Here is a 21,666-nt window from a genome sequence, read left to right on the forward strand (position 1 = left end):
AAATTCAATGTCATGGTTTGGGAGAGATAATCCCGTTCAGCATTGCCATGAGGAGGGAAGAATGCGGAAAATGGGGGCATCCGATAACGGCAAGTTGAAAGTGCACGCCATTGCGGGGACACGCGTCGTGTTGCTGGCGCTGGATCTGTCCAAGGCGGATGCGCGGGGGTTGAGAGGCTTCGCGTTTCGACGCCGCGTCAATGGTGGTGAATGGTCGTGGCTGACAGGACTGAAGATATTCGAGAAGCTGTTCCCGCAGGGCGTCAAGGCTGCGGAGGATGGCAAGATACCGCGGTTCTTCACGAACGAGCATCCGATTCAAAGCTTTATGTGGAGCGACTATCAGGCCAATCCGCAGACCAGATATGAATTTGAAGTCTCGGCCATGTTCGGCGAGCCGGGTGCGCTTGAAGCCCGCCATACCGCAAGTATCGACATTACCACCGAGGCAGAAGACGACGGCAGACATGGTATCTGGTTCAATCGTGGTGCCATCGCCAGCCAGGCCTTCGCCGAAAAGTTCGGCAACAAGGCGCTCGGCGACGACGAGTATAACGATCCGGAAAACAAGGAGGTCGCGTGGTTGTCGCGCGGCCTGCTTGAAGCGTGTATCGCCCATATTCGGGAGACACCCGCGGGCGATGGGCTGCGCGTGGCGGCCTATGAGTTCACATATTTGCGCTTCGCGAAGGAGTTGAAGGCTGCTATCGACCGTGGCGTCGACGTACGCATAGTGTTCCACGACACAAAGGTCAACAACGCGAACGCAGAACTGGCTGGGCTAGCGGAGAAGGTTGGCAACCGCACGATACTGTTTCGGCGCACGAAAACCAAAATCCCCCACAACAAGTTCATCGTGCGTCTTGCTGGCGGGACCGACCCTGTCTCGGTCTGGACAGGCTCGACCAACTTCACGCCCTCCGGCTTTCTGGGGCAGACGAACGTCGGACATAAGGTGACCGATGCCGGGGTTGCAAAAACCTATTTTAAATTCTGGACCGGTCTCACCAGCGATCCCGATGACGACCACGCAACGGTTGCAGCTGTCGGTCTGACCCCCAACCCAGCCAATCTTGTCGGTCCTGGCGTCACGCTTGTGTTTTCACCGCGCACCAGCACGCGAATGCTCGATTGGTACGGCGCGCGTATCGCGGACGCAAAAACGTCCTCCATGTTTACGGGTGCCTTTTCCGTCGATCCCAAGATTCTGGCGCCCATGGCCGCGAAAGGGCCGTCGATGCGGTTCATTTTGCTCGAGCGGCCTCCGACCGAGGCAATCGAAAAGGCACAGCAGGAGAATCCAGCCGATCTGCAATTCTCGTACGGCGCCATCCTTGGCAAAGAGAAGATGGAAGTTGAAGAGCGGACTGGGCGTAGCGCCACGGGAAAAAAAGTCACCAAGATCGTGCCGATACCTCATTTCAAGATCGAAAGTTGGTTTCTCGATGAGGAACTGGAACGCCAGAGCGGCGATGGATTCGTCTTTTTCATCCACACCAAATTCCTGCTGATCGATCCTCTATCTCAGGATCCGCTGATCTGCACAGGATCGGCGAATTTTTCCGGAGGCTCCCTTACCGCAAATGACGAGAACATGCTGTTGATCCGCGGCGACACCCGGGTCGCTGATATCTACCTGACAGAGTTTGACCGGATATTTCGCCACTTCTACTCTCGCGACATCATCAACAAGATCGAAAAGTTGGGTGGCGAAGCCAAGGTTGGGATACTTGATCCATCGGGCAAATGGCTCATCGCCTACTATGCCGACGACAATGCCAAGTGTCACAAGCGACAAATGTTCTTCGCCGATCCGGACGCAAGTTGGAGCCAGGCGGCACCGGACGATCACGACATATTCAAGGGCGAAAAGAAGCTGCCTGTGATTTGACCTGAAATGGGCCCAAGCGTTCACCAGGCGAGCGCCACCTGCACGTCTGCGCACCTTCTGAAGCGATTGGTCCCGCGGGCCGCAAAATTTTCGTTGCGGCCTATCAAGACCGTTCGCGTAGCGCTAACGGCGCGGTGATGTTCGCTTGGTCGTTGCCTTTTGCGTCGCCTTGGCCCCCGGCTTCCGCCCAAGCCCGCTGGACTTTGCCAATGCAGAGCGTTGGGCCGCGTAATTCGGCGCGACCATCGGGTACTCTCGCGCCAGCCCCCACTTTTCACGGTATTGCTCAGGCGTCAGCCCGTAATGAACACTGAGGTGGCGCTTCAGCGACTTGAACTTTTTCCCATCCTCCAAGCAAATGATGAAGTCAGGCGTCACCGATCTCTTTGGATTGACCGCAGGCTGCGCGATCGGCTCTTGGGCTGCCGTTGGATGACCGATGCCCGACAGTGTCGAATGAACTAGACTGATGAGATCTGGGAGACCGGTCACTGGCAGGGCATTTTTGGCAACGTATGCCGAGACGATATCCGCGGTCAGTCCGACCAGATCGGCTTGCTCAGCTTCTTTTTCCTCGCTCAAAATATATTCTCCTGATGATACGCAATTGCCCAAGGGTGAATATGTAGTGCAAGTTTGAGCGCGCGCCAATCGCGGCAGCCAGAACCTCCTAAAGGTGCGGTCTATCCCCTAAGGCCGACCTAGTCGGCCTCTGCCGTACTTGTGCGCGCAGGCTGTGTGATGGTTGGTGAAAGCAGCGCGGTCATTTGCAGAAGCCAATGGGAGCGATGCGCACATGTAGAATTGCTCGGTCGAACCAAAGATGGGTCGGCGAGTCGGCATTGGCGGCGTTTCATTTGGCGCCCCTCGCCGGGGGCTGTCGGTCCCGCATCCCGCCTTGCGTCGGCGCTATGCTGATGCTCCTTCGGCCGCCCTGTTAAACCGTCTCAGGGTCACGAACTTTCTCCAGCACCGCACTGCCTTTGGTCGCTATCGCGGTCATTTCGGTGCTTCCGTCTTGTACGCCATTGTCCCTCGACGAAAGCGCGGTTCCGTTGATGACCCCGCGCTGACGTCGGCGCTTTGGCAGGCGCTTGGGATTGCTTGCCCAGAGATGACAACCGCTTTGGCGCCAAGATGGCATCCATGAGTTTGGCATAAGCAGCGTGTCTGGCCTCTTTCTGGACAAACCCTTCGCATCTTGCCCGATATCGCTTTTGCTGCGTTTGGGGTGATAAACGTGAACCAGCTTGTCGCCGCGCCGGCACACTCCAAAATGCGGCTGGCAGTGTCCCCGGCGTGAACCTTGCTGATTAAATGACAGCCTGCCGACGCTTGGGTGGCCAAGCAAATGCGAAACCGCCATCCTTGATCGGCCACGCTAGGCCGAAACCGTTGTCGAACGCCAGCGCTCGATCATCAGCGTTCGTCACTTCAGTCTCTACAACTATCAACTGTTTGCCGTTCCACCGCTGGTGCTGCCGATAGTCAAGAAGTTGCCCAATGGCTGTTCGAATCGCGAACCTAAGGGTCGACGGTTCGGTTGGTTTGATCTCAACCATGACCTCATCTCGCTTGTCAGCTACGTACCTTAAGTCGTCGCAGAAGGTGGCCGGGAAGGTCACGCCAGGAAACCGATCCTTAAGATAGGCTTCGAACCGTCTTTGCAATCTGTTGTGGCGGGGATGGACCACGGCTTCATATTTTTCCACATAACGCGAATACGCATTGGATGCAGCTTCCCCAGCTCGTCGTTTTCTGCGGGTTGCCGACGACGGGCGCCTAGTTTCACGCTCGCCCTCAAGAAGTTTTCTGACAGACCGGACAAAATCGCGCGCATTGCGGTTTTTCGTATCTTCCGCGTACCACCAACTGACCTGGCCGCTCCAACCGGGACCTCGCTCAAGCTTCATGCGTCGTTCCGATGAAGGCAACAGCCTGACGTCCTTGATCCTGGCCTTGACACGGAAGCTGGTGATTTCATCCTCCACGTGCCGCACCGATGGGAATTGGCCGTTGAATTTTTGTCGATGACGGTAGATGCGCGCGTTTCGGTACCAACCGACCACACAGCGCGGATCGCTCCCCTGTGTCGGAGCCGTCCAGACTATATCGACGCCATCGAGGAAGTCGTCCTCGGGACCGGCCCCAAGGCGCTGGATGTTGACCTGCCGATCCTCTTCGCCCTTGATGGTTTCGAAGTGGCCGTAGACATACCCATCTTCACAGGCAACGAAGTTCAACTCCTCACCGCAAAAGCCTTCCAGAACTGGAAACCCGCCGCCGCCTTTCGGAGGATCGTTCGGATCCCTGCCGGCATAGTGGTTCATCCATGCAATGTTGCAGAAGAGCAATGGCATTCGTTGTTCCTTATGACTGATGCATTATCGCTTTGACTGGGAGAAACCGGGGCGAGCCAGATCCCTATGGGATGAAGCTCCTTCGGCTGGCGCGCGGCCAAAATCGTCGCCGTTGCTACTCGCAATATTGGTCTTCTTCAAATTGGTAGTCGCCAAGTTGGCGGCGCGCGGCAAGAACCGCATCGAGACGCCAGAAGACCGATCCATCCGCGATGCGCGCGTCGGTAAGCAGACTGCGCGGTCTTGTAATTGACAGGGCCCGCAAAAGGACCGCTCTTGCTTGTGCGTCCGGTGCGAAGTCCTGGAGCGAGCGCACAAGGTCGAATCCGCTTGGGTCGCCCGTCGGTCGCAGTTTGTGCGCCAGCGCGCGATAAAGGACATCAAGGCCTGCGTAAGAGAAGTGGTTGGAGGCGTACCTTACGAGGAGGTTGATCGTTGCTGGCGAACTCCCATGATCGCTCCTCAAAGCCGCCGACAGCGCCTGCGCGACTGACACATCCGTCACCTCAACGATTTGGACCCCGGTAAGCGGATCGGCGCTGCGTGGCGGTGCTATCTGAATGTCGTACTCAACGCCTTTTTCCAACCCTGAAACCCATCGATCTGGCATGGGCGTCCAACATGCTAGGTCTACCATCTCGGACGCGTATGCCGCGACATCACGGTCTTGCTTGATGCCGTTGTCCAGTCGAAGGACCAATTGAGCTAACGCCTCGGCACTGAGGAAGCGACCTTGAGCCGCTAGCACGCGCGCAGCAAGGCTGGCATCAATCGGCAAGCAGGACGAATTTTTACCAGACGTGCCAAGTACACAACCCCACAACGGTGTGCTCCACTCCTCGCTTAGCGGAAGCACGCGCGCGAAACGTGGCAACCAGGTCGGGTCCACCCAGAACATGTCGTGGTTGATAACGAGCAAGCCGTATCGCCGAATGATCAGATCGAGATCACGTCCGTTAAGTTCGCCGCGGCGGGCGAGCAGCAATATTGGTGGAAGTGACCAGGAGCTGGTGGCGGAGCCCTCTGCGGCTTGTCTTTCGGAGTCCTTTGCCATCAACCACATCATCATTCCGGCTCCGTTGCCCATGCCCGACGCTTGCGGGCCAGCAGCGAAGTATTCGACGATTTTTGTCGAAAGCTCGCACCAACTCGCCGCGCACCTGGCCAAGCGTGGAAAGACCGCGGCGTTCGGCGCCAAGGTGAGTTTGGGACTTCCCGCCACATCCTCGACGAACCGTAGAAAGGCGAGCCAGTCCGATGGTCTGACAACGTCGCGTTCTGCCCGAACGGAGGTCAACAGGATAGCGGCCTCCAACGAGCGTCGCCGCGCGTCCTCGTCCCGGAGCTCACCAAAAGCCAGGGCAAGCCCGGCGAGGTAAGTCCGCACAGCCTGATCGGAAAGCTCCGATAGGCCATAGTCGGCGACCGTTCGCACGTCGTCGACGTTGTAGAGATCATCGATTTCTGGACCGTTCAAAAGGAAATATGTCGCGGGGCAAGACCGCGCTCGATCAAGCAGCGCAGCTTCGAGCGCAAACTGGTAATCCCACAATCGGTCGCGCTTGACGTCCTTGGAATCACAGACGTCAATCACACCGCTGCGCGAAGAGACAAAATGCAGCCGTCGACCGGCGTCCTTAGACAATTCGGACGATAGCCGGAATTCCCAGTTTTCCTGGTCGCCTATCGGGTGACTGACAAGCCCACCTACACCGCCGCGCATCAGGGCTGTCCGCGCCTTGATGCGTTGCTCGTCCCAACGCGGCGAAGCAGGTTCGAGATCGTCGGCGGCAATCGCCAACTGCACTCCCGATCCCATCGCGCTCGGAAGCAATGAGGACATCCATGGCGGGCCGGGGCGTACCTCGATCCAGCCGTTCGGCTGCACGGCGATGTGATATTGCAGGAAGTACAGGAGCATGCAGATGGCGACTACAAGCGCTGCACTCCAACCGAAAACGCGCCGTACCCTTCCAGCCAAGGCTCGTCTGGGTTCGGGGGCTAAGGGCGGCCCAATGGTCTTGTCGGACCATTCGAGCGCAAGATGGCCGGAGCCACAAAGCTCCGGCGACTGCCTGCGACCGCCGGCGAAGAGGTAGGCAAGTTGCTCGGTACGCTCCCTCGCGAAAACAAAGAGCCGCGCCAGGTCGCTCGACGCCGATCCCCCGGGCGACGGCTGCGTAGCGGTCCCGGGCATTGCGGCCAGTGCAAAGAGCCGCTTGTCTACGAGCGCTTCGTGCAGGGCAATCGTGAACAGGCCTCGGCCGAGAGCAGGGTGCTCGTAAGCCAATTGCTGCGAAGTGGCGCCGGAGAGGACCAGGATGTTGTCGTCGCCAAGTCGACCCGATAGCGCTGCCCGAAAGTCCTTCGCAACGCCGCCGGCATGGCAAAAGTCAAAAACCGCCGAGACCTTCGCCGGTCTGGCAAGCATGACAAGATCGGCAAGCCCGGCGCCGGTGAGGTCTATTTGGTCAGGATTAGCCTCATAGGTGCAGAACCAGGTCTGGTCCGTGCTCTGGTCACCATGACCCGAAAGGACCAGGATGAGTTCGCAGCCTCCGACTTCTTCACTCGCGCCAATCTCTCGAAACATCGCTTCAAGCGACTTGCGGGTAAGGTTCTCGTCGTAAAGCCCTGTGGGGGCATCGCTGGAAGCCAGAACGGCGATCGCATTGGCCAGCGCGGAGGCTCCCTCCACAGAATAGCGAAGCCGAGACCGTGAACTCATGTAGATAGGGCTGGAAAAGCGATCGGCAGCTATACTACAAACGCTTCCGGAAGGATGCACATCGCTGGAGGATTGATCATGAGCGGCGGAGTAGCTTTGACCACTGCGCTCGGCGTTTTCCTGGTTGGTATTTTCGGAGGGTTCGTCGCTGAGCTTGTTCATTGGTATGGCCTAAGGACAAATCCGCGATTTCCAGAATACCTGAAAAGTGCACTCTACTGGATTATCACAGCGCTGATGATATTTGTATCCGGCGCTTTCACTTGGTTGAATTTTGGCAGTCAGGCGCAAGCATTGACTGCATTCCAGATCGGGCTCTTGACCCCGCTAATCCTGCAAAAGGTCATTGCGGGGGCCGCTGGCGCGGAAACGGCTCGCTCACCCCGAGCCAATGTGACCGATTTCTTCCGCGGCTAACAATCTTCGACGATCCACGAAGCATTAGCCGTCCGGGGCTCTGCATCGCGAAATTAGCGCGACTCGATTTTACTTGCCAAGTCGCCAGTTCGGGCAGACTATGCGGGTGTGGGTCTTCACGAGGAGGGATCGTAAGTCATGACGAAGATTACTCTCATCGAATCTGCTGACCGCGAGCCTACAATCAAGGTCAAGCCGGGCGTAACCATAGAGCAGGTTGAAGTCAGCGTTTCCGACGAAAAGGGCAATTCAAAGCCGCTTGCGACACTTTGCGGCTATGACGCAACCTACTGCGTGGCCCTGATCGAGCAGAGCTGACGGTTGGCAGCGTGCCATGTACTCCACATCACGCTACAATTTCTCGATCCCTACAAAGACCGGCAGTATCATTCTTTACAATGCGCGAACGGGAGCGTCGCGTCATTTTGCGGGGAGCGATGCTGCCGATCTCGGCTTCGCTCTTTGCAGGCACCCCGCAAAAATCGATCTCACCAATCTAGGGGAAGCGCTGTCGCAATCCTTGCTGAGCGGTGGATTTGTTGTTGAGCCGGGGTTCGACGAAATAAAGCAAATTCGGGAGCTCTTCCTGCAGACCAAGGCAGAGTCCCCAATCATTGTGACCATCACTACGACCAACAATTGCAATCTAGGGTGCTTCTACTGTTTTCAGAAGCGGGACGAATCCACGCTTGAGTTTGGCAATGTCGATAAGATCGTCGAGCGCGTTGAAAACATTCTGACTGCTTCCGGCAAGCCAGCCCTACACATTGATTGGTATGGCGGCGAGCCGATGTTGAATCGGGCCTTTCTGGAAAAGGCATCGTCACGGCTCCAGGCACTCTGCAATCAGTTGGGACGGCGGTACTCAGCGTCGATCTTGACCAACGGCACACTGTGGCCTGGCGATCCCTTGGCTTTCGCCCGCATCCACATGATTGAGCGCGTTCAGGTCACCTTCGACGGATTTGGCAAATCCCATAACAAGGTACGGCGCTACCGTCGCGGATTTTCCGGCGAGGATCAGTTTCAGGGCGCTATCAGACTGATTGAAGCTCTCAAACGGGATGTGACCGTTGATATCCGTTTCAACCTGGGTACGAAGAACAGTGCGGATCTCGTTTTGCTCGCCGAATTCGGGATGACAAACGGCTGGTTCGAGAAGGGGTCAAAGGCAACGCTGCAGATCGCTAAACTGACGCCTTACTCAACCGAGGTCGATTTCATCCGCAAGACTGAGCTGGCTTATGCGGAATTCGAGGCCGCCAGGGATGTCGTGCGCGCCATCGTCCCAGAAATCTATCTCGACAAGACAGCCGCATTGGATCGCTACCCCCACCCAAGAAGATCCGTGTGTGCTGCGATTGCCGAGGATTCGATCGTCATCGGCGCTGATGGATCCCTGTACAATTGCGGCCTCCAGGTTACCGAACCGCACCGCGCTGTCGGACAACTCGATCGAGAATCCACCGCACAACAAGCCACGCAGGAACAATGGTGGGACGGGTTCGATCCGACACGCAACGAAAAGTGCAGCACATGCTCCTTTCTGCCGCTGTGCTGGGGGGCTTGCCCAAAGCTTCACCTGGAGCGCGATACGGCATCGCTCGATCAACAGAGCGAATTCTGGCGGACCATGCTGCCGAGGCGATTGACATCCTCGCTCGGACTGCAGCTACCAACCGATTTTGCCTTAACCGCAACGGACCAATTCAAATCCGCGCCGCCCGATCGTCGCTAGGCTTGTGAGAAGTCAAGGCGGGGGTCGTGTCAACACTGATCGGATCGCGGGTCTTGCGAACTCCGCGCGACGGCGAATTTGCTCTACTGAAGCAGGGCTCTCAGGCTTTCTGGAGCGCCCTCGAGCGCGAAGGGGTTGAGGATCTGCCTTCGCCAAAACAACTGACGATCAATGACGCTAAGATTGGCTTCCTCGCAGACGCGATCCCACTGATCGCGGATCGTTGTGATCTGTGCCGCCGCGATCGCGGTGGCGTCCTCTTTAGACAACTGGAACACCGCATGTGCCTGAAGGCAGACCGCAACCTGGCTTGATCGGTTGTTGCCGAGGATCAACATCGCTTGGCCCGCCTCGTTGCCGGCGCGCGCCTGCGGGCAGATGTCGTAGGCAGGGGTCAGCTCCAGCTCGGAGCCATTCCAAAATGCGGCATGATTGCGGGCATGGTCGTCCGTGTTGCCGCAAAGGATATTGAAGACTACCCGCGAATACAGCTCCTTCAGCGTTTTCTTTGGATCGCTAAAGCGATGGCGGATGATCGGCGCCAGATCTTCATAGCTGGCATAGCGCGCCATCATCTCATCGAGGCCGAGCATCGTCAGTGCAGAAACCATGCTGCGGCGGCGCCATTGATCGCCTGACTTTTGCCGGTCGAAACGGGTGATGAGCAGGACATCCTTCCCTACGGTCTGTGTCAGGCGCACCGGTGCCGCATTGATCCCGACCATGCCGGCAAGCCGCATGGCGATGAACTCAGCCTTTACCACGCTGTAGACGTCGCCTTGAGAGGAGAATTTCGCGATGAATTTTGCATCCGCGTCGGCGATCAGTGCTTTCGGCCGGGCTCCGCCGATGGAGCTTCCATGAAACAAGGCCTGGTCCAGCTCGGACGTCAGCGGCACACCCTCTTCGACGCGGGCGGCAGCGCTCAAAAGCTCCTCCAGCGATGCGCTTCGCGATTGGCGTGGAACGTATCTGCTGGGCGACGCCTGGAAATCGAGCGCGCCTATGCGGTCAGATCCAGACTCCAACAGGTAAGTGAGCTCGTCCAGCGCCGCGGGATCGATCGCGTTGCCCTTTTTGCCCAGGATAAGGTTGATGATGACGCGCCGGCCCCAGGCATCAGGCGCTGCGTCGCGAATGCTGTTGGGCATCGAAAGACCAGGCGACAGCGGCAATCCGCCTGCCTTCAGCGGCAATTCGGGGTCGTAGATCGCGATCGCGTCTTCGCGGGCCAGGTAGGAACGGCCATAATTGAATAGCAGCTTGTCGCCGTCACGCGTCAACAGTCCGGCAACAACCGGCTCCGTCGCTTGTGGCAGCCAAATCCAGACAAAAGCCTCGCGGGGTGCGTTTTCAGAAGTCATCTTTCACCGGACCGGTTGACGTGCGTACGGCCTGGGGAAGAAGCGTCAGCGTTGCGGTGTTCGCCGCTATGTGCTGGGCAAACGTTGCCAGGTCGCTATCGAACAGCCTTACTCCCACGACGGCCGCGGCCTCGAAGACAGCGCCGATAGCGCAGCCGAGGTCGCCCCGTTCAATACGGTGGACGAGACCACGCGATAGACCGGCACGCTCACCGAGCTCCTCGACAGTTATGCGACGCTCGATGCGTGCGCGCCGGATGAGTTGCCCTAGGAGCAGCGCGGCGTCGCGGCTATAACGCGAATAAGACCTCGATGCGGGCTTAGCCATGATCATGTTCCATTAATGGTACTTTTTACCGCTTTGCGCTCCATTTATAGCGCAAAAATCCCTCTGACAAGCCATTGCTCGTCACGGAGTCTCATAAATAGGACGAAAAATAACTTTGCGACCTATTTATGGTACAATTAAGCTGCGGAAACGGCCTTTTTGCGGCCCAACATTAGGGCCTGCTAACGCGAAAGCGTCGACAACGGCAGCCTGCTATGCGTCACTGACGTCAGGGCGACTCATGGTGATTTTGAAGCTGAAATTTCTCCGCAGGAAACTTTAGATGACAAGCGGTTTTCCCCAGCCCTCTGCAAAAGATGCGGCCGCGGCCTATTTCAAGCGCCGGCTGACGATCAGCGATACTTCCAAACTCGACCCCGGGGTTGATGAGCCGGGGCTTCTCGCTCTTGCCGGTAACAAGATCGTTCTTGGCGAGCCTGGCATGGGCAAGAGCGAGCTCATGCGCGAGCTCGGACGGCAGTTAATCGTTGAACCGGTGACCGCGATCCGGTTCATCAACAGCAAGAACCCGGCCAAGCTGGTGGCGATGGGCAAGCCGATTTTGATTGATGGCCTCGACGAGGCCATGTCCAAGCGCGAGGGCGACGCCGTCGATGCAATCCTCGCCCAGCTCGAAGAGGCCGGTTCGCCGCCGTTCATCCTCTCGTGCCGCTCGCGCGAATGGCAGGCGCGCAGCATAACGGACCTGCGCCAACTCTACGGTGCCGATCCCATTGTGCTGACGCTCGAACCCTTCAACCGTTCAGAAGCGCGCGCCTATCTCGTTGCGCGGTATTCAACCGTGGATCCCAACCATGTGCTCGACCATCTCGCCTTACACGGATTGGAAGAGCTTTATCGAAATCCCTTGACGCTTGGCCTGACTGGACGGGTCGCCGAGACCGACGTGCAATTGCCGGGGACGCGGGCTGCCTTGTTCGAGCGCGTCTGTACATTGGTCTGGCCTGAGCACGATCCGGATCGCCAGAATATGGGATTGGCCCAACTCACTCAGGATGAAGCGCTTGATGCTGCAGGGGCAATTGCTGCTGGCCTTTTGTTTTCGGGCGCTGAAGCTGCGAGCGCTGCGGGCGCATCGCAGGTTCAGCAAGGTGATCTGCGACTGTCAGATTTGGAAAAGCTGCCGAGCGCCAAGGCCGCGCGGGCGATTTTTTCCTGCAAGCTATTTCACAGCGTTGGTCCTTCGCGGGCCAAACTTATTCACCGCGTCATCGCAGAGTATCTCGGCGCACGTTGGCTCTCGCGACAGGCCACCACTCCGCGGACGCAGCGCCGCGTTCTGGCACAATTGCAGGGCAGCGGCGGCGTTTCCGCAAGTCTGCGCGGCATTCATGCCTGGCTTGGCTACCATAGCCCGCCAATGGCCGAGCGGATCATCGCCGAAGACCCCTACGGTGTGCTTCGCTATGGGGAGACCGCTGCGCTGACCCCGCATCTGGCCGATTGTCTTTTCGAGGCGCTGCGCAGGCTCGCTCACGACGATCCGTATTTCCGGTCGGCCGATTGGGACATCAAGACGGCGGCGGGCCTGATGATCGCGGCCCTCAAGCCCAAGATCAAAGATATCATCGCGGCGGCAACGAGCAGTGTGCATCTGCGTTCGCTCTTGATAGAAGGATTGAAGGGCACATCCCTGGCCGCCGAGCTGGCCGACACGCTCGAAGTAATCGTCCTGTCGAGAGAGCGCTTTTACGCCGAGCGCGCCGACGCGGCGGACGCCCTCATGCCATATCGCGACCGCGCCTGGTGGCAGGCGACGGTGGCAGCTTTGGCTGATCAGGGCGGCGACACCTCGCGCCTTGCGCGCAAGCTGATCCAAGCCATTGAGGGCGATGTGCCAGACGCGGTGCTGGTCGCAACATTGTTCGGCGAATTAGGCTTAACAAGTTGTCCGCTGCCACGCCGCAGGGATCGGCGCGTCCACACAATCCGCCCATATCGGCGCCTGTTCGACACGATAGCTACGGCACGACTGGCCGGAATACTGGATTTGATCGCCGAATATGCGGAACTCTTGACCAACGACGATTGGCGGCAGGCCGGCGAAGTAGCAGACATCGTGGCTCAGCTGATCGTCCAGGCAATTGATAAAGGCATTACCGGACCGGCCCAAGCTCCTGCGCTGTGGCGCTGGCTCAAGATCATTGAACGGTCCCATCGCTCCCATCGTGAAGAATACCAGAGCCTGGCCGACCGATTGTCGACGCACGATGCGTTGCGACGCGCGGTCCAGGAGCACGTTCTTGCGACTGACCGCCGCAAGGATAGCCTGTGGGCGACCGAGCACCATTTACAACACCGTTTGGTCGGGCTCACAACACGACCAGGCGACATTGTCTGCGCGCTCGCTCGCTTGGCCGAAGGCGACACAAAAGACGCTGGCCTGCGTGAAGATTGGAAGGACTTGTTGCAGATTGCCAGGGGCCCAAGCGGGCTCGATCCCAATGTGCGGCTGGCCGCGGAAGCGTTCCGGCGCGGCGACAAGCAACTGGCTAGGTTCCTGCGCAAGCTCGAAAATCCCAAGAAGCCCGCCTGGAAGGTCCGTCACGACAAGAAGGAAGCCATTTGGGTGCGCGAGCAGAAGGCGGCCTTCGAAGTGGTACGCCACCAGTTGGAAAAGGTGCGCGACGATCTGCGCTCCGGCGGACTCACGGCAATCTTCGAGCCCGCCGAAGCCTATCTTGGCATGTCATCCCGCGATTTGCCGAATGACCTGCCGCCGGCCGAGCGTCTGGTCAGCCTCCTTGGACCGGCGCTGGGTGACGACGCACTGACCGGATTCGAGGCCGTTCTTCATCGCCCCGATCTGCCCACCGCCGCTGAAATCGCTGAGGGTTTCGCACATGGGACGTTCTATAACTACAGCGGCCCGATCATGGCCGGACTTTATGAGCGTCTGCGCACCGGGAAGAGCTTGGCCGACCTTCCGGGTTCTCTCAAACTGGCGGCCCTGCTGCTCAGCTACGACGATCACGGCTGGAGCGTTGAGAATGAACAGGAGCGGCTGCAAGCCGCGCTGGAGGCCGAGGTCATCCCCACTGCCGAATCCCGCATCGCATTCGCGCGGCTCTGGATGGAACCGGCGTTGGCAGCCGGCAGCGATCATGTCAGCGGGCTCTACAAGCTCGCCCACGATCCTGCCTGGCAGGCGACCGGAGCTGCGCTGGCCGCTGAATGGCTGACGGCGTTTCCCAACGTTCCCGAGCAGGTCGAAGTAGGGCTGGTCGACTGCCTGACCCAGGCTGGCGCGGTCGATGCACTGCGCGATATCGCAGAGGCGCGCGCCGCGATGGTGTTTCGCAATTTCGATCATATGCTGTCGTGGCTTGCAATTGATGTGCTGGTGCGTTTTGAGTTGGTGAGGCCGGATCTCAACACGATCGGTGCAGGTCATCCTAGGTTCATCTGGTTCCTGCGCAACCGAATCCAATTCGAGCGGGGCGGCGGTATGATGCCGCTGTCGGTCGCACAGGCGGAATGGATCATTACCGAGTTTCGTGGGCATTGGCCCTACGCAGTGCTCAACGGCGTCGGCTCGGGCGACACAAACGACTATGACGCAACTGACTTTCTGCGCTCCCTGCTTGGTCTGATCGCTGGCGACACCAGCGTCGAAGCAAGCCAAGCCATGGCGCGCCTCGTTGCCGGATCCAATGACGGCTATGCCGAGCTGATCCGGCACATGGCAGCAGAACAGCGGCAGAAGCGGGCGGAAGAGGATTTTTCAGGGCTGGCGCCGAGCGATTTGACAGCGCTCCTCGACGACGGACCGCCCGGCAATATCGAAGACTTGAAGGCGATAGTGCTGGAAGAGATGGACATCGCGCGGCGCAAGCTCGCCGGTGATGATCTCGATACGGTTGTAGAATTCTGGACGGATGCTGGCGTTCCGCGCGACGAGAACCGCTGCCGCGACCGGCTGGCGGCGATGATCGGACCGGAATTGGCCCGCTACGATATCCAGCGGATTACGGAGGCGGACATGCCTCAGACCAAGCGGGCGGATCTCGCCTTCGCGCGCGGCACGATGCAATTGCCCATCGAGGTCAAAGGTCAGTGGCACCCGAATGTCTGGGATGCGGCGACCGACCAGCTCGATGTTCAATATCTCGTCGACTGGCGCTCCGAACAACGCGGCATCTACTGCGTCCTGTGGTTCGGCAATATGCCCTCGGCGAGCGGTAGGCGATTGAAGGCCAGGCCCAACGGGCTTCCCGCGCCCGCGAGCGCCCAAGAGATGAAAGAAATGTTGAAGGCCGCGATTCCCGAGGCGCGCCAGCCACTGATCGAGGTGGTTGTCCTCGATCTAATCAGCGGAAGACGCTGAAACGGCGCTTCGAGCCATGTGAGAATATAGTGGAGTCAGGTTCGGTCGCTTCTATTCGCGGAAAGACACAGCATTAATACACAGCGCCACTGAGACTTAAATTGCTGGTCAGAGTGCCGAAGATATAGTAGAGGATGTTTAGCTGGGAGGGAGCTTATGGGGATCATCGAGACAGCAGCGCTGGGCGCCGTCGGCGGCATTCTGCCGGATATCATCAAGGCCATTCGCAAGCGCTTTGAGTCGACGCCGTCATATATCAAATCAAGCTACTATTGGTTCAGTGTGGTGTTGTTGGCGATCATCGGTGCGGTCGCGTCGATAGCGGCTCATGCCGGAACCGCTCAGGAAGCGCTGGCCTACGGAGCCAGTTCGTTCGCACTCCTCACACAGGTCGTGGGACAGACTGAGGAGAAGCATCTGGGAGGCGCGGACGAGGCGAGCCTGATACGCCAGATTCGCACCTGGTGGGGTTCGTGAAGCTCGCTGAAGCTTCCTCCCCGTCAAACCTTTTTCGGCGCTTCATTCGATTGACGGGTGCAGGTCCGGATCGCGACATTGGGCTTCCCTGGTTGCGGCTGCCATTCCTGGACCGCCCGTTCGACCTTTGGTCGCGAGATTCCAGATTGGCACTCAGGTCTGCTTTTCCAGCAGGCGAGATTGCCGCGGCGCTCGACGAACGCATGTTTGAGGATCGCGAACCGCTCTTCTTAAGGATCGGCGCGGGCGCCAGGGAATCCGCCGTCCCGTGGGAAGCGTTCCAGGCGGAAATCAGTCCGCTCAACCGCCACAAGCTCGCGCCCGTGCGGACTGTCGATGATGATCGCAGCTTCGGGTTCGCGGCGGTGCCGGAACGTATGAGAGTGCTTGCATTGGTCGGGCATCCAGGACCCGAACGCGCTTTTGACCCGCAAGCAGCCCATGATTTCCTTGCTGAAACCCTTGCGGCAGCCGCTACCGCGAGCGGCCGTATCGACGAATACGACCTGCTCCAGCTTCGCGCTGATGACCTCGACGCAGCAGTGGCGCTGGCACGGACGTTGAGGCCGAATGTGGTCATCTTCTTCGGCATCGGGCAAAGGGCACCCGCGCCGCAACTGCGCACGGCAGATGGCGACGACGGCTGGATGGCCGTTTCCGCGCTAGCGCAACGATTGTTTCCAACACCTCATTCGGCGCCGCCGTTCTGGATTTTCTGGGCCTGCTCACTCGGCGAACATGATGAGCAGACCTCCCAAAGTGTCGAGGGAGGTGCGGCGCTAACAGCGCTGCGCCAAAGCGGGGGTATTTCGGTCCTCGCCATGCGCTCGCGTATCCGCGTGCGCGCGGCACGCATCATGATCGAGGCGCTTTTGGGATCTTTCGCATCGGGAGAGCCTTTGGAGGTGGCGGCCGCCGTTAGCCGTGCTGCGGCTCTCAACGCCGATGTGATCTCTGACGGCCGGATGGACTACGCCGCGCCCGCCGTCTGGTCGCTTAGCGAGCCCGTGGACGCCGTCAGCTGGGGTGACGAGCCAGCGTTTCCGGCGTCCTGGGTGGCAGTGCGTCTTTTGTCAGGCGCCAACGAACTTCCCGCGCTTGCAAACGGGGTGGCTCCGATCGATGAGACGTCGTCGGCGCTCGCCCGCACCTGGACCCGGCCCGGTCGATATTTTGCGGTAACCGGTTCCGCGTCAATCGATCCGGGATCGCGCGCGCGGCTGCTTTCAGTTGGCGCAGCCCTGCGTCGTGATACAGGTCGGCCGGTCGTTCCGGTTTTGCCACGCTCAGGCGCGACTTTTGATCAACGCCTGCGGTTGTGGGCTGAGGACGCCTTTCGCCAGCTTGACCCCCGGCACCATGATCGCGAGATCGCCCAGGCAATTGCCGCCATTCGGGACACAGGTCTAAACGGGCTTGCCCGACTCCTTGCAATCCCCGACATTGTCGTTTTGCTGGGGGAAGTTCCCGATTCAGCGGTCGCATGGGACGTGCTTGTGACTGCGGCGGCGCTGAGTTCGGTGGTAGTCGCAGGTTCCGCTGTCCCTGACGCGGCCCGGCAATGGGCGATCGATCAGCTTATGATGGACATGGCCAACGAAGAGATCGAAGCCGCGGTGCGCGCGGAGCCATTGGTGTCGGCTATCCTGAGCGTCTCCGAGCGGGCGCTGGCCATGGGTGATGTCGGGCGCATAACTGGCGTGGAAGCAGCCCGACTTACCCGGCTCGATCCCTTTTGCGTACGCGTTGCAGGACAACGGGTGCTTGCAGAGACGGTTCGGCGCACCATGCTGCGATTGTTGCCGTCCGAAACAGTTGATGCAGCCCATCGCTCCTGCATAACAATGCTGCTTGATCGGCCGGTAGAGCACGATTTCGGCGCGCTGGTCGAAGTTGTTCGTCACTATGCTTCACTAAGAGAGGGAAGTCAGGCCGCAGAAGCGATCAATGCCGCTTGGCTTGCGGCTGGCGCTGGCTGGTCGATCTCGGATCGGGCACGACTGTTTGATCAAGCAACGCAAAGCCGCGTCTTGGTCGACGAGCTCGCCGCCGCCCCGTGGTTCTCAATCTGCGAAGCCGCCATTGTCTTGCAGCAATTCGCACTGGTCCGCACCATGCTTAGCGGCCGTAACTTTTCCACGCCTGTCGAAAAGGCGCGAAAACATGCGATGTTGTCGGAGTGTTTCAAGGCTGACGCCACGCAACCGCCAGCGCAACAAGCGATGCGCCGCGAGGCTGCGGCAGCGGTGGCCGAAGCCCAGGCGGCCGTCGACGCTGGTATCGCCGATGCCGCCGTCCAGTTGTCACAGTATCGCAACAACCTTGCCCGCATCAGCCAGTATTTTGATCATGACTATGATGGCGCGCTTGCGGTCTATGACACGATCCTCAAGGAGGTCGGGCCCTCAGCCTTCGCGAATCCAATCTTCGGGCACCTCTTTGCGGCGGCCAGCCGCAATGCTGCCGAATGCGTTCTCGATCCAGCCATGCGTCCGCTCGATCCGGTTATCCGCGACCGCGCCGAAGCACTTGTTCAGCAGGGCCTCGAGGTGGCCCGAGCGCTTCACCTTGCTGAAGTGGAAATGGAACTTCGCTACACTAGGGCACGCATCGCGGAGGCCGCCAATGACGATCAGACCGCTGCCCTTATTCTAGCCGGACTGTCCGATGGCGAGGCGCAACGCCGCTATCCGCTTCTCGCAGCCATCGCGGCGGACAGGTTGGCTTGGAACGAGATGCGCACCGGTCATCGCCGGTTCAGTTGGGACGATGCGCGCGCCAGGCTTCGGACATTGCGCTTGTTCGAGCATGCCTGGGCGCAACGGGTTGTCATAAGGAACCGCATAGATTGCGCGGATTGTCTGGCAGCAAGGGGCGCGCCGGATCGCGAGACCGCGATCGAGCTGCTCAAGGACAATGTGGCCGACATCAGACGCCTGCCAGGGCTGACAGGAGACGAAGACGCGCAGCGCGCGGCAAAAACCCATGCCGGCCTGGATGTCCTCACCGCGTCCGGGGGGACGGTTTGGGCCGCTTTTCTAGAATCCCCCCTGGCCGCCAAGGTGCCCGAGCCGTGGAAGCGGGGGACCGCCGAAGAAATCTGGCAAGGGAGGATCTGAATGGGAACGGGGGGATTTGGGGGCGGCAGCGGCTCGCTCGGCGGCGGAGGCGCCGGGTCGGCAGGATCGGGCGGTTCCCTGTTGCGGGCCATCACGTATCTGCGCGACATCGCACGAATGCTGACGGCCGACGGCGATCAGGCACGACTAACGCGCGAGATCAATGCATTGCTACGCGAACGAGGACGCGCGGGCTTCATGGCGGGGCTATTTCAAGACCCCTTTGCGACCACACTGCTCGACAGGTTGATAGAACTCAGCAGGGCAATGCAAGGGCAAAGATGGTCTGGCATCTTGGATCAGAGCGGCGTTGCCAAAGGTTCAGGATCGATCACCGCCTATTGCGACGTGGCGATTGACCAAGCTTTGCGCGAGCATGGCGACGCCGTCGATGAAAGGCATATCGACCGCGTCGGTCTGGCGTTTCGCTCGTTTCTTGCAACCGCCCTTGCGGGCGATAACCTGGCGGTGGCCGAACGAGGCGATGCGGCAGCGGTAGAAGTGGCCTTCGATCGGACCCGCTTCGCCGACCCGAATGACATTCGTCGCGGCTTTCTCGGGCAAATCATTGCCAAAAGCATTGTCGGTGAATCCTGCATAGACCTCGGGGCGTCGGAGTTGTCGGTCGAGCGCGCCGCCAATACGATCGCCGCCGCTATCCAGCAACGCTTTGAGGAGAAATTCGTCCGCACCCGCAAGGCTGCCAGCGGCGATCTGCTGGCGACCATAGGTGCCAACTATTCGAAACTGGTAATCGGATGATGAGCACGCCTCGGACCATTCCCGCCCATATCGAGATCGTCAAGGCGCCGCGGCGGGAGACACAGGTCATCGACCTCGACCTTGCAAGCATCCAGTGGCACAACGCGGCCGGCCTCGGTCCGCTTGGGCTCGATCCCCGAGCGCTTGATCTCCTGGAAGTGGCGCGCCTCGTCTGGGAAGTGGAGCGCTATATTCCCAAGCGTATTTCGAGCCAGCGCGTTCGATCGGTAAAGGTGGCTGTTTCGGTGCGCGAACCCTCAGCATGGACGACCGCAACCCATGCAGCCCTAACGGCGATCCTGCGCTTATTGGGCAACGCTGAATGGACGTTCGCGGTCTCCAAGCGAAAGACCTCGAACGCGCTCGATCGGCTTTCGTTGAATGGCTCACACACAGATCGCGTTCAGACCACCGCGTTGTTTTCGGCGGGCCTCGACAGCACCAGCGGGCTGGACTGGCTGCGCCGCAACGACACCGACGCTGCGCTCGCTTCCTTTTATGGCGCCAAGGCAAGGCAAACGGAGTTGGCCGATCAATTCGCTTTCAAACGCCATGTCCAGGTAGGATGCACGTGGTCCAATGGACGACGACGCATCGGCGGGCAGTTTCAATATCGCTCTTTCCTGTTCCTTGCGCTCGGCGCGTTGGTCGCGCGTTCCTATGGCGCCACGACGTTGCTCCAGTTCGAAAACGGCCCTTTGGCGATCGCGATGCCACCGGCGGCGACCTATCGGATGACCCGCCATGCACATCCCATGCTGCACACCTTGGCGAGCGGTCTGTTCTCAAACCTCTTCGGCGAACCGTTGTCGGTTCAGAACCCGTTTTTGACCACAACCAAACGCGAAGCCGCCGAGGCGATGAAGGCGCATCTTGGTGCCAAGCGGTTCGATAAGGCCATCCTCGAAACCGAGACCTGTTGGAACCTGGCGTCGCGCCAGGTGCTCGGCGCCATTACCAAGCGCATCGGTCAACCATGCGGACTTTGCATTCCCTGCGCGGTGCGCAGAACCGCTTTGCGCGGCCGAGATGTCCCGCACGCGGTCGATCTGACATCCAAAAAGGACCCGCACTTCACTGACGGCGATGCGCGTATCCATATCGACGCTTATCTGGCATGGGCACGAAAGCTCACCGCATCGTCCTATGGACCCGAGCGCTTCGCGTTCGAAGCGCCGCAGATCGTGCGAGAGGCGGTTACACATTCCCAGGGCAAGCTGACGATGGCAGAGATTTTTGACATCGAGCAACGCTTCGCCCGCGAGTTGATCGAGACGTTTCCGGTGCCTTGATGACCATTATCGGCCTACCGAATTTTCTTGTAGCACTCAGCATCAAGCAGCCCTGGGCGGAACTGATTTTGCTGGGCCGCAAAACCATCGAAGTGAGAAGCTGGCCGACCGACTTCCGGGGGCCGTTGATCTTGCACACCGGCAAGAAGCCGGAGCTGGAAGCCCTGTTTCGATATCCCGATATCGACGCAAGCTACTTGGGTGGGTTCGTCGGCGTGGCCGAGCTGGTGAACGTCGAACTGTTCACCCATGCCAGCTGGAGCCGTCTCAGGTCGGAGCATATGGTGCCTGGCCCTATGCCAGGCGAAGCCTTTGGCTGGCGTTTTCGGCATGTCCGCCGGTTGAAACGGCCAGTAGATGCCAGCGGCAGTCTCAAGTTGTTCCCAGTTTCGGAGAACGCAAGACAGGCCATGGAATTCTGACACGCGGACCGTCACGCCTGCTTTTGGCGCAGCGCAAACCCCGGTTCCGTCGTTTAATTCGCCTCGGACGCTGGCCACCGCAATGGCCGTTCCTGGTGCCTATCGAGAAGCCCGCGGCGTAGACCTATACAGGCGATGCGATGAAAGGGCTTGAGATCGAAAATCTCGGGCTCTGCAGGGCAGAAGTTGATCGCAAACGCTCATGGTCCCCTTACGCCCCAGCATTTACACGGGGCGCGAGCGCATGGCGTTCGTAGTCGAGGAGCAACCCGCATCTTCACTAGGCGTGCCTGCGATAAAGTCTTCAAGAAGCGCCCAAGAGAACAAACCTGGGAAGGAGTTGCGCGACCTCACCGGAGTGGTCGAGTCCGAATTTGTCCTCCCGCTCTACGCCGGTGACAACACGAACCGGGGCGCAGC

The 21,666-nt window shown here is 59.5% G+C and carries 14 protein-coding genes; 9 read left to right on the plus strand and 5 right to left on the minus strand.

Going from position 1 to position 21,666, the window contains the following annotated elements; genetic code table 11:
• Positions 1-61: 61 nt before the first annotated feature.
• Entirely contained in the window at positions 62-1,891 is a 1,830-nt protein-coding gene (locus LB568_RS21260; RefSeq protein WP_176479562.1) for a phospholipase D-like domain-containing protein, read from the plus strand.
• A gap of 123 nt (positions 1,892-2,014) precedes the next feature.
• Here the strand turns inward: LB568_RS21260 and LB568_RS21265 are convergent, their stop codons facing one another.
• The 3 genes from LB568_RS21265 to LB568_RS21275 all read right to left on the minus strand — a co-directional run bounded on the left by LB568_RS21265 (position 2,015) and on the right by LB568_RS21275 (position 7,141).
• A complete protein-coding gene (locus tag LB568_RS21265) occupies positions 2,015-2,473 on the minus strand; it encodes a MucR family transcriptional regulator (protein ID WP_064993350.1) in 459 nt (152 codons plus the stop codon).
• Positions 2,474-3,204: 731 nt separating this feature from the next.
• A complete protein-coding gene (locus tag LB568_RS21270) occupies positions 3,205-4,251 on the minus strand; it encodes a hypothetical protein (protein WP_064993349.1) in 1,047 nt (348 codons plus the stop codon).
• A 115-nt stretch (positions 4,252-4,366) separates the two neighbouring features.
• Complete coding sequence (locus LB568_RS21275; RefSeq protein WP_140698301.1) at positions 4,367-7,141, minus strand: caspase family protein; 2,775 nt, start codon at positions 7,139-7,141, stop codon at positions 4,367-4,369.
• A gap of 393 nt (positions 7,142-7,534) precedes the next feature.
• On the opposite strand from LB568_RS21275, the gene LB568_RS21280 reads away from it, so the two are divergent.
• Positions 7,535-7,714: a hypothetical protein gene (locus LB568_RS21280; protein WP_064993346.1), complete on the plus strand. Its 180-nt coding sequence runs from the start codon at positions 7,535-7,537 to the stop codon at positions 7,712-7,714.
• A gap of 16 nt (positions 7,715-7,730) precedes the next feature.
• Entirely contained in the window at positions 7,731-9,134 is a 1,404-nt protein-coding gene (locus tag LB568_RS21285; RefSeq protein ID WP_064993345.1) for a radical SAM/SPASM domain-containing protein, read from the plus strand.
• Between the two features lie 83 nt (positions 9,135-9,217).
• Here the strand turns inward: LB568_RS21285 and LB568_RS21290 are convergent, their stop codons facing one another.
• Positions 9,218-10,498 (minus strand): type II toxin-antitoxin system HipA family toxin, encoded by a 1,281-nt coding sequence (locus LB568_RS21290; RefSeq protein ID WP_064993344.1) that lies wholly within the window; start codon positions 10,496-10,498, stop codon positions 9,218-9,220.
• Positions 10,488-10,826, minus strand: a complete 339-nt coding sequence (locus LB568_RS21295; RefSeq protein WP_064993359.1) for a helix-turn-helix domain-containing protein — start codon at positions 10,824-10,826, stop codon at positions 10,488-10,490. Before LB568_RS21295 ends, LB568_RS21290 begins: the two co-directional genes overlap by 11 nt.
• Positions 10,827-11,109: 283 nt before the next feature.
• Between LB568_RS21295 and LB568_RS21300 the strand changes: the two genes are divergently transcribed.
• From LB568_RS21300 to LB568_RS21325, 6 genes are all read left to right on the plus strand, one after another.
• Positions 11,110-15,174 carry a hypothetical protein gene (locus LB568_RS21300; RefSeq protein ID WP_064993343.1) on the plus strand — a complete coding sequence of 1,355 codons (4,065 nt, stop codon included), beginning with the start codon at positions 11,110-11,112 and terminating at the stop codon, positions 15,172-15,174.
• 156 nt (positions 15,175-15,330) lie between these two features.
• Entirely contained in the window at positions 15,331-15,651 is a 321-nt protein-coding gene (locus LB568_RS21305) for a hypothetical protein (RefSeq protein WP_064993342.1), read from the plus strand.
• Positions 15,648-18,770: a hypothetical protein gene (locus tag LB568_RS21310; protein WP_140698298.1), complete on the plus strand. Its 3,123-nt coding sequence runs from the start codon at positions 15,648-15,650 to the stop codon at positions 18,768-18,770. Before LB568_RS21305 ends, LB568_RS21310 begins: the two co-directional genes overlap by 4 nt.
• Positions 18,771-19,532, plus strand: coding sequence for a hypothetical protein (locus tag LB568_RS21315; protein WP_064993340.1), 762 nt, complete (start codon positions 18,771-18,773; stop codon positions 19,530-19,532).
• On the plus strand, positions 19,532-20,824 hold the full coding sequence (locus tag LB568_RS21320) for a hypothetical protein (protein WP_095790672.1): 1,293 nt from the start codon (positions 19,532-19,534) through the stop codon (positions 20,822-20,824). Before LB568_RS21315 ends, LB568_RS21320 begins: the two co-directional genes overlap by 1 nt.
• Entirely contained in the window at positions 20,824-21,246 is a 423-nt protein-coding gene (locus tag LB568_RS21325; protein WP_064993338.1) for an ASCH domain-containing protein, read from the plus strand. Before LB568_RS21320 ends, LB568_RS21325 begins: the two co-directional genes overlap by 1 nt.
• The last annotated feature ends 420 nt before the right edge of the window (positions 21,247-21,666 follow it).

This window comes from Mesorhizobium sp. B263B2A, assembly GCF_020165775.1.
In the GTDB taxonomy this organism is placed as follows: domain Bacteria; phylum Pseudomonadota; class Alphaproteobacteria; order Rhizobiales; family Rhizobiaceae; genus Mesorhizobium; species Mesorhizobium opportunistum.